General features: G+C 41.2%; 14 protein-coding genes and 1 pseudogene. 3 read left to right on the top strand and 12 right to left on the bottom strand.

Annotated features, from left to right (window positions below; translation table 11 throughout):
• Window positions 1-42 precede the first annotated feature (42 nt).
• The 3 genes from pdxK (at window position 43) to bshB2 (ending at window position 2,102) form a co-directional block, all read left to right on the top strand.
• Window positions 43-867 (top strand): pyridoxine/pyridoxal/pyridoxamine kinase, encoded by an 825-nt coding sequence (gene pdxK / locus AC1DUW_RS00305; RefSeq protein ID WP_477641776.1) that lies wholly within the window; start codon window positions 43-45, stop codon window positions 865-867.
• A 125-nt stretch (window positions 868-992) separates the two neighbouring features.
• Window positions 993-1,340 (top strand): YojF family protein, encoded by a 348-nt coding sequence (locus AC1DUW_RS00300; RefSeq protein ID WP_053348417.1) that lies wholly within the window; start codon window positions 993-995, stop codon window positions 1,338-1,340.
• A gap of 96 nt (window positions 1,341-1,436) precedes the next feature.
• Entirely contained in the window at window positions 1,437-2,102 is a 666-nt protein-coding gene (gene bshB2, locus AC1DUW_RS00295) for a bacillithiol biosynthesis deacetylase BshB2 (RefSeq protein ID WP_053348416.1), read from the top strand.
• A 145-nt stretch (window positions 2,103-2,247) separates the two neighbouring features.
• Here the strand turns inward: bshB2 and AC1DUW_RS00290 are convergent, their stop codons facing one another.
• From AC1DUW_RS00290 to AC1DUW_RS00235, 12 genes and pseudogenes are all read right to left on the bottom strand, one after another.
• Window positions 2,248-3,453: an MFS transporter gene (locus AC1DUW_RS00290; RefSeq protein ID WP_053348851.1), complete on the bottom strand. Its 1,206-nt coding sequence runs from the start codon at window positions 3,451-3,453 to the stop codon at window positions 2,248-2,250.
• Between the two features lie 22 nt (window positions 3,454-3,475).
• Entirely contained in the window at window positions 3,476-3,892 is a 417-nt protein-coding gene (locus AC1DUW_RS00285; RefSeq protein WP_056524067.1) for a MarR family winged helix-turn-helix transcriptional regulator, read from the bottom strand.
• Between the two features lie 689 nt (window positions 3,893-4,581).
• Window positions 4,582-4,788: a hypothetical protein gene (locus AC1DUW_RS00280; RefSeq protein WP_477641775.1), complete on the bottom strand. Its 207-nt coding sequence runs from the start codon at window positions 4,786-4,788 to the stop codon at window positions 4,582-4,584.
• Between the two features lie 63 nt (window positions 4,789-4,851).
• Window positions 4,852-5,937 carry a PQQ-dependent sugar dehydrogenase gene (locus tag AC1DUW_RS00275; RefSeq protein ID WP_053348415.1) on the bottom strand — a complete coding sequence of 362 codons (1,086 nt, stop codon included), beginning with the start codon at window positions 5,935-5,937 and terminating at the stop codon, window positions 4,852-4,854.
• A 25-nt stretch (window positions 5,938-5,962) separates the two neighbouring features.
• Window positions 5,963-6,835: a Cof-type HAD-IIB family hydrolase gene (locus tag AC1DUW_RS00270; RefSeq protein ID WP_053348414.1), complete on the bottom strand. Its 873-nt coding sequence runs from the start codon at window positions 6,833-6,835 to the stop codon at window positions 5,963-5,965.
• 178 nt (window positions 6,836-7,013) lie between these two features.
• Window positions 7,014-8,132, bottom strand: a complete 1,119-nt coding sequence (locus tag AC1DUW_RS00265; RefSeq protein WP_053348413.1) for a PRK06851 family protein — start codon at window positions 8,130-8,132, stop codon at window positions 7,014-7,016.
• A gap of 106 nt (window positions 8,133-8,238) precedes the next feature.
• Window positions 8,239-8,715 (bottom strand): Cys-tRNA(Pro) deacylase, encoded by a 477-nt coding sequence (ybaK, locus tag AC1DUW_RS00260; protein WP_053348412.1) that lies wholly within the window; start codon window positions 8,713-8,715, stop codon window positions 8,239-8,241.
• A gap of 99 nt (window positions 8,716-8,814) precedes the next feature.
• Window positions 8,815-10,359 carry a gluconokinase gene (gene gntK / locus AC1DUW_RS00255; protein ID WP_477641774.1) on the bottom strand — a complete coding sequence of 515 codons (1,545 nt, stop codon included), beginning with the start codon at window positions 10,357-10,359 and terminating at the stop codon, window positions 8,815-8,817.
• Window positions 10,360-10,383: 24 nt separating this feature from the next.
• Window positions 10,384-10,931 (bottom strand): annotated as a pseudogene (locus tag AC1DUW_RS00250) (GntT/GntP/DsdX family permease); the annotation flags it as partial.
• Window positions 10,932-10,964: 33 nt separating this feature from the next.
• Complete coding sequence (locus AC1DUW_RS00245; protein ID WP_477641773.1) at window positions 10,965-11,660, bottom strand: ATP-binding protein; 696 nt, start codon at window positions 11,658-11,660, stop codon at window positions 10,965-10,967.
• A complete protein-coding gene (locus AC1DUW_RS00240; RefSeq protein WP_252429824.1) occupies window positions 11,657-12,151 on the bottom strand; it encodes an ECF transporter S component in 495 nt (164 codons plus the stop codon). Before AC1DUW_RS00240 ends, AC1DUW_RS00245 begins: the two co-directional genes overlap by 4 nt.
• Window positions 12,152-12,153: 2 nt before the next feature.
• Window positions 12,154-12,738, bottom strand: a complete 585-nt coding sequence (locus AC1DUW_RS00235) for a cob(I)yrinic acid a,c-diamide adenosyltransferase (protein WP_053348407.1) — start codon at window positions 12,736-12,738, stop codon at window positions 12,154-12,156.
• Window positions 12,739-12,751 lie beyond the last annotated feature (13 nt).

Raw genomic sequence — 12,751 nt, 5'->3', positions numbered from 1 at the left:
ATGCTGATAATATCGATACAATTCTCCTGAGGAGGTCACATAATGACTATGAAAAGAGCTATGACAGTTGCTGGTTCTGATTCCAGCGGCGGCGCAGGTCTTCAAGCTGATTTAAAGACATTTCAAGAATTCGGTGTTTACGGAATGTCCGCTTTAACGACTATCGTTACGATGGATCCTAAAAACGGCTGGTCTCATAATGTATTCCCTACACCGGTTGAGATTTTAGAAGCCCAAATCGAGACGATTTTATCAATCGGTATCGATGCTATGAAAACAGGAATGCTTGGATCAGTCGAAATCATTGAACTTGTTGCCCGTAAAATTGACGAGTTGAAATTAGACAAAGTCGTAATTGATCCAGTAATGGTTTGTAAGGGTGAAGATGAAGTATTGCATCCAGAAACAGCTGTAGCACTTCGTGACCTACTTGTTCCACGTGCAACAGTAGTTACACCGAACCTTTTCGAAGCTGCCCAATTAGCAGGCACATCGCCAATCAAGACGATTGATGATATGAAGAGTGCAGCTGAAAAAATTCATGCACTTGGTGCGAAATATGTCTTAATCAAAGGTGGAAATAAGCTGAATCATGACAAAGCTATCGACCTTTTATATGATGGAAAAGAATTTGAGATTCTTGAATCTGAAAAAATTGAAACAACCAATACACACGGTGCCGGCTGTTCATCTTCAGCAGCTATTGCAGCTCAATTGGCTGAAGGTAAAAGTCCGCGCGAGGCGATTCATGTTTCAAAAGACTTCATAACCGAAGCTGTTCGTCATTCTTGGAAGATGAATGACTATGTAGGTCCTGTCAATCATGGTGCATACCATAAATACGGGGTTGCTGAAAAAACAAAATAATTAATTAAAAATAAGGGCCCGCTCAAAATCATTGAGCGGCCTTTTTCGCTTTTTTAGTTTATATTTAGTAAAATAGAAAGAAGGAAATGCTTATCTAGCCGCCCAGTTAAGGAGGAAATTGTAGAATGAAACCTATAGACCGTACAGAGGTGCAGAATGCTATCGATTCTTTTGCAGGACAAGATGTATATCTTCACCTTGAAACAACCAACGGCGCCTATGCCACTCATGTAGATGAAGCTTTTTTTTCGGCAGGCGCTTATATCCGTAATGCTTTTATACAGTATGAACATGGGAAGATAGTTGGAGACGGACCCTATCGTATCGGCTTAAAGCTCAATATTGGCTGGGTATACGCTGAAGGAGTAAACCACTTCGAAATTGATGAACATGGGAGATTGCTACTGGCAGGGCTTGATTTTACCGGAAAACTTGCTGTTTCCATGCAAATTAGTTCTACTCCCTTTGAATAATTACAATCTTGCTGCAGGTGTCAAAAATCCGCCATGCACGCCCCAATTGGCAGAAAACTATACTCACTGTAAGTAGAACGGAAGGAGAAATATACCTTGGAAAAAGAACGCCATGTATTAGTTATTTTCCCACATCCTGATGATGAAGCCTTCTCGGTTTCTGGAACGCTTGCTTTACATAGAGAAGCAGGCACCCCCGTTACCTACCTATGCTTAACACTAGGAGAGATGGGACGGAATTTAGGAAATCCTCCTTTTGCAACAAGAGAATCGCTTCCTAAAATTCGTAAAAAGGAATTAATCGATGCTGCAAACGCGATTGGTATCCAAGATTTACGTATGCTCGGTTTGCGTGATAAAACCATCGAATTTGAAGATGATGAAAAGCTGACTTCTTTATTTACAGATGCCATTAATGAACTTAATCCTTCATTAATCATTACGTTTTACCCAGGATACAGCGTTCATCCAGATCATGAAGCAACTGCACGAGCTGTGGTCCGAGCTGTGGAAAGAATCGAAGAAAAAGAGAGACCTAAACTTCACTGTGTCGCTTTCTCCAATAACTGCATCGACGATTTAGGACAACCTGACATCGTCCATGATATCTCTGCCGTCGAAAACAAAAAGGTAGATACATTTACAGCACACCGTTCGCAAACGGAGGCGATGGTGGTCGACTGGAAAGAAAAATTCGAAAACCAAGATGCTGACTTTCTTGACTGGATCCGTAAAGAACGATTATGGACCTATAAATTTTGAACCCGCCAATTTGGCGGTTTTTTTTGTTATAACATAAAAAAAACGCCTGTATATAACAGGCGGAGAAAAGGGGGATTACTTGGAAAATCAATCATAATATAAGCATCCCCATTTTTTTTGTTTTTAAACAGGAAAATGCAGAAAATTAAGCAGAAAACCGCTCTTCAGATTGCATTTTCTTTCTTGCAGAAGCCTTTTTACCATGTGCTAAATAGTAAATGACTATGAGAACAAATGACAAAATGGACATGCCTATAAATAACCCTTGGAACCCGGTAAAAGGAATGAGGAATCCAAGTAGGAATGGACCTACACCAATACCAAAATCATACATTGTAAAGTACGTAGAAGTTGCTAATCCCATTCGGTTTGATGGGGCCTCCTTAATTGAAATCGCCTGACAGCTTGATTGGAAAGTACCATATCCCACTCCGATTAATGCGCCAGCTATTAGGAGGGTGATTCCATGATGGGCTTGGCTAAGAATGACCATACCCACCGCAAATAGTAGGAGCGATGGATAAATAACTGCATTTTCACCTTTCACATCAAACATACGCCCTGTAAAGGGACGTGACACCAAAAGGAATATAGCAAACACTACAAAGAAAAAGCTCGCCGCGTCCATTAAATTTAGTTCCTTTGCAAAGGATGTTAAATAGGACAAGATGCTCGAATACGTAAAACCGGCAAATCCAATAAAAATAGAAATAGGTAAAGCTCTTTTTTCAAAGTAATCGCCAATTTTAAAGCCTTTTTGTTGAGATACTCGTTCTTTTTCCCCCTCAGGTACATGCATAAATAATGAAGCAACTAAAGAGAATGCAGCAAATAAAGATGCAGCATAGAAAATAATGGAATAACTAAAATGCTGTGTAATCAATAATCCAATAAACGGCCCAAATGCCATTGCCAAGTTTGTGCTCATGGCAAAGTAACCTGTTCCTTCACCACGTCGTTCATTCGGAATAATATCTGCTGCAATCGTTCCCGTTGCTGTAGTAGCAAGGCCAAAAGAGATACCGTGAATTAATCGATCAATTAACAAAAGTGATAAACTATCTACTAGAAAATAGCCAATGGATGATATTAGAAATAAGATCAATGATCCAAGCAACATTCTTCTGCGGCCAATCTGGTCAATCTTTTTCCCTGCAATCGGCCTTACAAGTACAGCCCCTAGGACGAAAATACTTGAAGCAAGACCAGCTTGCGCTTGGGATGCATGAAAGTTATCCATCGTGTAAATGGTCAATGTTACCATTAATACATAAAATGTTAAAAATAGAAAAAAGTTCGCAGACGATACAATCAAAAAGTCTTTCGTCCACAATTTCGGTTTCTGATTCATTTCAATCCTTCTTCCTTCCAAATTATTTTAATTTTTCCTTTAAGAAAAGCAAAGTTCGTAACGTTGTCTCACGATCCTCTTCAGCCAAACCACTCATTAATTGAAGTTCAAATTCCTCAACTACTTTTTTGGCTTCTTGATAGGTTCTTTCACCTGATTCAGTTAACTGTATTCTCCGTTCCCGCTTATCTTTTCCGGGTATTTGTTCAATCAACTTACGTTCTTCTAAACGATTGACCGTCCGAGTTACTGTCGGTTTCTCCACATCTAAATAATTACTGATTTCGACAAGCGTAGAACACCCATACTGATTCAAATAATATACAATCAACCATTGAGAATGAAAAAGATCAACCTTGGCCAATTGTTCATTTAACTTTTTAGTAAATGACCTTGAAAATTGCAGATTATGATGAAAAAAACCATTATGAAAGGACAAAGGTATTCCCCCTATTAAATAGTTACCTAGGTAACTATACGCTGATTTATTAGAAATGTCTACCCTACAGATGAAGAAAATGCCCAACTACTTAAATAGTGCACTGATATTTTTCTCTAAACCTTCAGCAGTATTCAAGCTGATTATTTGCTAAGTTCGATGCTTCTTAAAACACACAAAAAAAAGGCCCTTTTAGGGCCTTTCAGACTGTAGACAAACTCGAAGAAAAGCGAGTTTGCCTACAGTTTTTTTATTTGAAAAACGTTCCAGCTTGATTTCAGAAATCCGCTCCCTTTCCGCCGACTGTCTGCCAAGCCTCCTCGCCGCAAGCGCCTCCGGGGTCTCGGCAAGCCAGTTATTCGGCAGGAGTGTCGCAAATTTCTTCAATCCAATGAGGGTTTCATAAAACAATAAAAAACATGAAGTATAACCTAGTCTTGTTTTATAATCATGGTTCGGGAAGAGGCCATTCCGAACCCCTCCAGACTATAGCCAAATTCGAAGAAAAGTCAGTTTGCCTATAGTTTTTTTATTTGAAAAACGTTCCAGTTGATTGGAACGGAAGGCGAGACTCCTGCGGGAAAAGCGTGTCCAAGGGAGACCCCGCAGGCGAGCGCCGAGGAGGCTCCCGGACCGCCCGCGGAAAGCGAGTGCCTGGAGTGGAAATCAGCGATCAGATTTACAAACCCTCAAAAAAACGTTCCAGTTGATTTCAGAAATCCGCTCCCTTTCCGCCGACTGTCTGCCAAGCCTTCTCGCAGCAAGCGTCTGCGGGTCTCGGCTATCCAGTTATTTGGCAGGAGTGTCGCAAATTTCTTCAATCTAGTAAGGATTTCATTCCATATATATAAAAGTGAAAATTCATGAAGGATAACCATGTCGTCTTTTATAATCATCGGGGTGAGACCATTCCGAACCCCATTTTGTCTACAAACTGAAAGGCCCTTTTAGGGCCTTTTTCAATTTATCTGAGAGAGCGGCAAGCGATACAGCTTATCATCTTTTTCATCAGGGTTTCCCCGACCATCCGTATTGTTGCTTATAAAATAGAGAGAATCTTCATCCACAAACACATCACGTATCCGCCCGGAATCTGTGATAATATCAGTCATTTTTCCGCTTTGTACATCATAGCTCTTGAGCGATTCTCCCCTTAAGGTTGCAATGTATAGCTTTCCGTCAACATAAGCAATTCCAGAAGGGGCCCATGTATTTTCACCGGAATGTATCAATGGATTTACCATATTCGGCTTTTGTTCATCGCCCTCTATTTCTGGCCAGCCATAGTTCATACCGGGGGCAATTTTATTTAATTCATCGTGAGCAGACTCACCATGTTCACTTTCATACATCTGTCCAGCCTCATCCCAGGCCAAGCCTTGTGGGTTGCGGTGTCCGTATGAATAGACGTATGAATTTTCGATTGGATTATCTTTCGGAATGGTACCATCAAGGTTCATTCGTAGGACCTTCCCACCTAAAGAATCAAGATCCTGGGCTATTGTTGGATTCCTCGCGTCCCCTGTTGTTGCATATACCTTATCATCCGGGCCAATCTTGATTCGACCTCCATGATGGTAGTCACCGCTTGGTATTCCGTCGATTAATGTCTCCAACTCCCGCCACGTATCATTATCCTTTTGTAAAGTAACGATTCGATTAATAGAATTCCCGCCTTCTTCATACGTGTAGTAGGCAATTGCACGCCTGTTATTCGAGAAGTCAGGAGTTAACAAAAATCCAAGTAATCCAGCTTCGGCCTTCACAGACAATGTCTTTTTAAGCTTAACCTTTTGCCTCGTCATCTCGCCCCTTTCCCATTGAACGATGGTACCTGTCCGCTCTGACACATACATTGTATCCCCATTCTTCTGAATCGACCAAGGTGCAATTAAGTTCGTTAACAGCACCTCAGGGCCCTCTCCTAGAGTTTCCGACACTTCTTTATCAGGGCTCGGCTGTGCTTTACTGTTCTCTTCTTTATTAACGTTACAACCAGTTAAAGTTAATGCGGCCATGAGAAAATATAAGCACCATCTTTTCAAAAGTTCTTCTCCTTTCGTTCCATATTTAGTATGCTGATGACTGCGTAAGTACCTTTAAAATAGCTGTAGCAACACCGTGATCATCATTAATACCTGTTACTTCATCACAAAGCTTTTGAATATCAAGCGGGGCATTTCCCATTGCGACAGACAAACCCACTCTTTCAAACATTGATATATCATTATAATTATCTCCGATGGCCATAGTTTCCTGCATCGAAGCAGACTTTTTAGTCACATATTTTTCAAGCGCAGTACCTTTTTGCGCCTGCCCACTCATGATTTCCACATTTTCACGTCCTGAAGAGGTGACGGTCACCCCATCCTGAGTTTTCAATTGTGAAGCAATTTGGTCTAATTTACTTAAATTTTGGGAGAAGCTTAGAATTTTATAATATTCTATATCAGAGTGGCTGAATAAATCTGAGTAATTGGAAACGGACTTTACCTGTCCAAGCTGTAAACGGTCCTCTGCAAATTTTCTGATCCCCACAGGGTCAATGTCCGGATTAGCTGTAACAAAAACATCCACTAAAGCAGATATTGCGTTTTCATAGTCTTTAGAATAGATTCCTTGACTCGTATAAATTTCAAAATAAATTTCCTGTTCTTCAAGGTATTCGGCAACACTCTGTGCAGTAGCAGGTGACATCGGATTGGAAGCAGCAATTTTTCCGTCCTGCGTGAAAATAGCAGCCCCATTTACACAGATAATCGGACACACAATGCCCGTTTCATCTAAAGCGTACTTTGCTTCCTCGTACGATCTTCCTGTAGCAATGATCACCTCAACTCCTTCTCTTTGCGCCCTCTGGATAGCGGCTTTATTTTCATCACTCACCTTTTGCATCTTGTTTAATAATGTTCCGTCCATATCAATCGCAATCGTCTTAATCAATTCAACCCGCTCCTTTTTTTTCAATATAACCCTTATTTTAACCGAAAGAGAGTTGATAAACACGTATAACAAACGGGAGAGCTTTTTAACGCCAATTTAAAAAATGATTATCTTTCAGTTGTCTCTTCTATGTATATAAAAAAACTGCACCTATTTGGAATAGGTACAGTTTTTTTCCTTAATGTAAAATCGTATGACTATCCACAGTCTTTGACCGTGCAGTAATTTGTTCTTGAATGTCCTTTTGAATGTCATCAATTGCAGTAAAGTCCATTGCTTTTACATAAATGGCTTCAAGTGCGTCATGCTGCTCTTTCGCTTTTACAAGACATGCAGTTGCTTCATTCATTTTCGCCCGGTATCTGGAGGAAACATCCTTGATCTGATCAGCATAAATTTCATCTGTTCCAGAGTGGATGGCTGTTTTATAAATATCAATGATTTCATCACCCTCTCTACTCGGGAAATATTCATGCGGAGAGGTGCTGTCAAAAATAGCGATTCCTGCCTCCCGGACGATTACCATATCCAAACTTTCAGGATCAAAACCGCAATGATACACTTCTACATCAAATCCTCTTTTCTCCGCAGCCTTTGCAATCTTTTTCAGCATCGTCGATTTCCCTGAGCCAGGTCGGCCCTTTAAAAAGTAGCGTTTTTGCACTCCTTTAGTAATACTCGGGATGTAATCAACTGCTCCCTCTGGCGTAGCGGCACCTAAAAACCGGTGACGAACATCTGCTTTTTTGTTGAGAACAATATCTCTATAAAAGCCTTCTATCAATTTATTGGTTAATCCATTTAATTTAACGAAATCAATGTTCGCCTTATAAATATCTTCCCATTCATCATGTATCTTTAATGCTTCTGCGAAAAGAGCATATGCCTTCTCAAAACTCTTGCTTCTGGCATTGGTAAATCGTATGATTGTCGTTCTTTCAGCTGCCAGCTGTTGAGTATTCCAGGCAGCCCCTAGATTGACGTATTCCTCAATGGCTCCCGGTGCTTTCGGTTCAATCACATGTGGAGCAGTCCCATCAACGAGACCGATTTTTAAGGCGGGAATAATTATCCCATCAATGGAATCATTATCCGACGAACAATGCAAAAACTCGATATCATAGTCTTTATCCAGCCATTCCTGGCCAATTTTTTTCATAATAGTCGATTTACCTGAACCAGGTCCGCCTTTTAAAATAAATAATTTCTCTAAGCCAGCTAGATTGGAATCATATAAACTATAAAAACCTTTAGCCGTATTGCCTCCAGCGAAATAATGCATCACATTTCCTGCCACTTTCACACTCTCCTTCACCATACAGATGTGCATCTTCAAGACAGCTTATGCAGGAAAACCCAGGTAGGTGAATGCCTAAAGGTTTAGGTTTAATAGTATTCTTTATCTATTTGATAAGAGCTCTAGGTTCCGCTTGTGCGGCCACAAGGAATTCTGACGGTTTCAAAACAATTTGTGTCCCAATTTTTCCACCGCTTACGATGATTTCACACAGATTGGTTGCACTTTCATCAATAAAAGTCGGATACTGCTTTTTCATACCGATTGGTGAGCAGCCCCCCCGAATATACCCTGTGTATTTCTGCAAGTCTTTAACAGCGAGCATTTCAATTTTTTTCGCACCTGCTGCTATCGCTGCTTTTTTCAAATCCAGCTCGGTGTCTACAGGAATGACAAATACATAAAGCTGCTGAGGTCCGCTGTGGGTAACGAGTGTTTTAAACACGGTTTCTGGCGCTTTACCAATTTTACTCGCCACGGTAACACCGTCTATTTGGCCGTCGTGGACATCATAGCTCATCATGTCATACTTTATATGTTTGTTATCGAGAATTCGCATAGCATTTGTTTTACTGGCTCCCATCTCAATAGTCCCCTTATCCTTTTTTCTACCATTTTACCATTTTTATATGTAAGCCAAAAGAAAAGCACAGCGCTTCTGCATCTGTGCTTTCACTCAAATTTATTCTAAATGACGTCTTTGATAATCAGCAATACGCTTGTAGTCGCCTTCTAATTGCCGGCTTACAGATAAATAAATCGACATTAGTTCTTCATATACTTTAACGTTCTCCTCGATTGGAACAAGTTCATTTGTATGCCCAATCATGTTTTCAACCTCATCCAGGCTTTCAATTTCACCTAAAGCATATAATCCTAGAACGGCAGCACCTAAACTCGAGCTTTCAAAGCTTTCTGGGATTGTCACATTCTGATTAAATACATCAGCCATAATTTGCCGCCATAGCTTGGAGCGGACAAATCCGCCACTTGCATGGATTTTCTCCGGAGCACCTGTCAGTTCCCTTACAGCAAGGAGGACACTGTATAAGTTGTACATCACACCTTCAAGCACAGCCCGCACCATATGATCGCGAGTATGATGAAGAGCTAGTCCAAAGAAGGAACCCCTAGCATCAGCACTCCATAATGGCGCCCGTTCCCCTGCCATATACGGGTGGAATATTAACCCGTCTGAGCCAGGTGCAATATTTGAAGCCATTTCGGTCAGTATCTCATATGGATCCTGACCCGAGGCCTTAGCTCTTTCGATTTCTACCCGACCAAATTGATCCCGGGCCCATCGGAAAGTGATTCCCCCATTATTGACTGGTCCGCCAATTACCCAATGATTCTCAGTGAGGGCATAACAGAACGTCCGCCCTTTCGGATCAGTAAGCGGATGGTCACTGACGGTTCGCACTGCACCGCTTGTTCCTATTGTTACCGCAAGCACACCCGGCTTGATAGCATTTTGGCCTAAGTTGGCAAGCACCCCATCACTTGCACCTATAACAAATGGAGTACTAGCATCAATGTTCATTTTTGCAGCTAATTCCTGGCTCAATCCAGAAAGGATATGGGTCGTTGGCACAAGCTTAGGAAGCTTGTCCGATTCAATTCCAGCAATAGTCAATGCCTCTTGATCCCACGCCAAGTTTTTCAAGTTGAACATACCTGTTGCAGATGCAAGTGAATAATCCATTACAAACTCTTTGAAAAATTTATAGATAATATATTCTTTAATCCCTAAAAATTTATCCGTTTTGTTAAAGATTTCTGGATGCTCTTTTCTAAGCCACATAACTTTCGTGATTGGGGACATAGGGTGAATGGGTGTTCCCGTTCTGTGATACAATTGTGTCCCCTGATCCGATGCCTTCAATTGCTCTGCATAGGCGACACTTCGGTTATCTGCCCACGTAATACTATTTGTGAGCGGCTTACCGTCTTTACCCATGGCAATCAAACTATGCATCGCTGAACTAAACGAAATAAAACTTAGTTCATCCTTTTCAATTCCGCTTGCAATCATCACTTCACCGATTGCAATAATAACCGCTTTATAGATTTCTTCTGGATCTTGTTCCGCAACAGACGGAGTTGGACTGTGAAGCGGATATCCTTTAGAACATGAATGGACGACCTCGCCCTTCTTTGAAAAAAGTACAACTTTCGTGCTCGTCGTACCAATATCGATCCCCATCATATAACCTGAATGTTTCATATTTTTACATCGTGCTCCTTTCTCTTAAACAATTGAATTCAATAGTAAGATTAGGATAAGTGAAACGACTGAAATTATCGTTTCCATAACCGTCCCAGATTTAAACGTTTGTGCGACTGTTAAATTAAAGAATTCTTTAATCATCCAAAATCCAGCATCATTCACGTGGGAAAGAATTAATGAGCCTGAACCGATTGCAAGTACCAGTAATTCAATATTAACACCCGGTACCGATGAAATAATTGGTAGCACAATACTTACAGCTGTCGTCATTGCGACGGTTGCTGAACCCGTTGCTATACGAATCATAGCTGCCACTAACCAGCCAAAGAGAATTGATGAAATGTCAAAGGATGTGGCTAACTTGCAATAGCTTCCCCTACTCCACTTGTGATTAATACATTTTTAAATGCGTCACCAGCTCCGATAATCAAGATAATGGATGCAGTTGGAGCAAGGCAAGCAGACATAAATTGGTTAAGTTCTTCATTATTAAAACCTCTAGTATAGCCTAATGTACAGAATGCAACTACAAAAGAGACCAATAGAACGAGGAACCAGTTCATAATGAACTAAACTCGATACCTACTTAATTCATAAAATAATCATTCACCCATAAAAAAAGAACCGGATTGGAGCTTGATTTCATCCTCCAGATGTTCAGGATAAGCAATAAGAAAGCAAGTAGACGGTCCTGATGATTTTTCGATATCCACTTTACTTCTTATATGTGCAGAAACACCTTCCCCACTTGGGTCCAGATGCTTCCATTCATTTGCTATCCCTTTTGAGCCAACAGGAAGTACCTGAGCTTCTTCCAGCTCACAAAGGCTTTTATATAAAGATAACGGCGCGATCCACTCTTGTTGTTTCATAACTTCTTCACCAACAAGTGGCATGCCAATAAGGGCCATTTTCCGTTGAAGAATTGGCTTCATTACACGTTCATTCCTGCGTTTTCCAATCACCATAAGACCAAGTGCGGATTGAAGAAGCGGCATGTTACTTTCGGTGCTACCTGTAATAGAGAGATCCAGACCGATTTCATCCATTCCCTTCATGACGCCTATTTTCAAGGCCTCCCAGGCTTCATCGCCGCAGAAATTATGAAGGACAACGGTCATTGGACTTCCGCCAGCAGCCAGGCACTCCATAACGGCAACCCGGAACGAAAAATATCCAACGACTTCGTATGGGACTTGAACGAGATCTTTTTCCTTCAACCCAATTCCGCCACTATTATCACAAGAAACGACTAATGATTGTGACTCCGTAAACGGTAAGATCAATGAATCATTCATTCTACGATTCCATCTTTAAAAATCACTTTTTTCAAAACTGGTTCTAGACGTGGAAGTAAAAGGGCCGCCAACACTATATTTATTGCTGTAGCCCCTGTTAACCCCGGAACTAGCATCGTGTAAAATTCAAGGCTAACCAGAAATACGAAAGGTAGAGCTAAGATGAAGGCATTACCGATAAAGAAGAGGAAAAATGCGCCTATTTTCTTTCCGTGTACATATAAAACACCAAACATCCAAACGAGGACCGCCATTTCTACCATGATCAAAAAATGGAAAGGGCCTAGTGTCATGCCACCGATGAAAGCTGAAATAATATGACCAAGTCCAGCTACTATAGCTCCGGACACCGGACCAAGTATGACAGCCGCCAAAAGGGCCGGAAAACTGTCTAAAGCCATACTGCCTATTGGGGAAGGGACTTTAATCATTGCCCCAACCGCCGATAAAGCAATAAAAATAGCAATTGTACTAATTTTTCTTACGTTCATGTTTACTCTTTTTCCTTTCTTTTTCCTCCACGGAATACATTTGCGCTGCGGATATATTCCACATCTTTCACGCCAAGGCGGAAGTTAATCACGCGTGCTACAGCAAAGAAGTAATCAGACAAACGATTTAAATATTGAAGAGATAGTGGTGAAACTGCCGCACCCGACTTAATCAAAGAAACAACCAACCGCTCCGCCCTGCGTGTAACCGTCCGGGCAATATGAATGGTTGCAGACGCTTTTGAGCCTCCTGGAAGGATAAACTTTTCTAATTCCGGTGCTTCGACGATAAAGGCGTCAATTCGTTCTTCCAAATAGGTAATTGCCTCATCCGTTAGCTTCTGCGGGGCTTTCTCAGAAACTGTCGCCAAATCACCGCCACAGTCAAATAACTCATGCTGAATTTTTTCCAAGTCCGTTAGTACGTCTGCAAAAATTGCTGAGTCCAATTCAGTTACTGCAAGGCCGATATAGCTGTTCACTTCATCCACTGTTCCGTAAGATTCGACACGGATGTCATCCTTGTCCAGACGTCCTCCGATTACGCTAGTTTGTCCCTTATCCCCAGTACGTGTATAAATTTTCATCTCTATTTCCTCC

It is taken from the genome of Peribacillus sp. P4_C12 (assembly GCF_056402095.1).
Note: the sequence above shows the minus strand (reverse complement) of the source record. Positions and strands in the feature narration are given on the sequence as shown.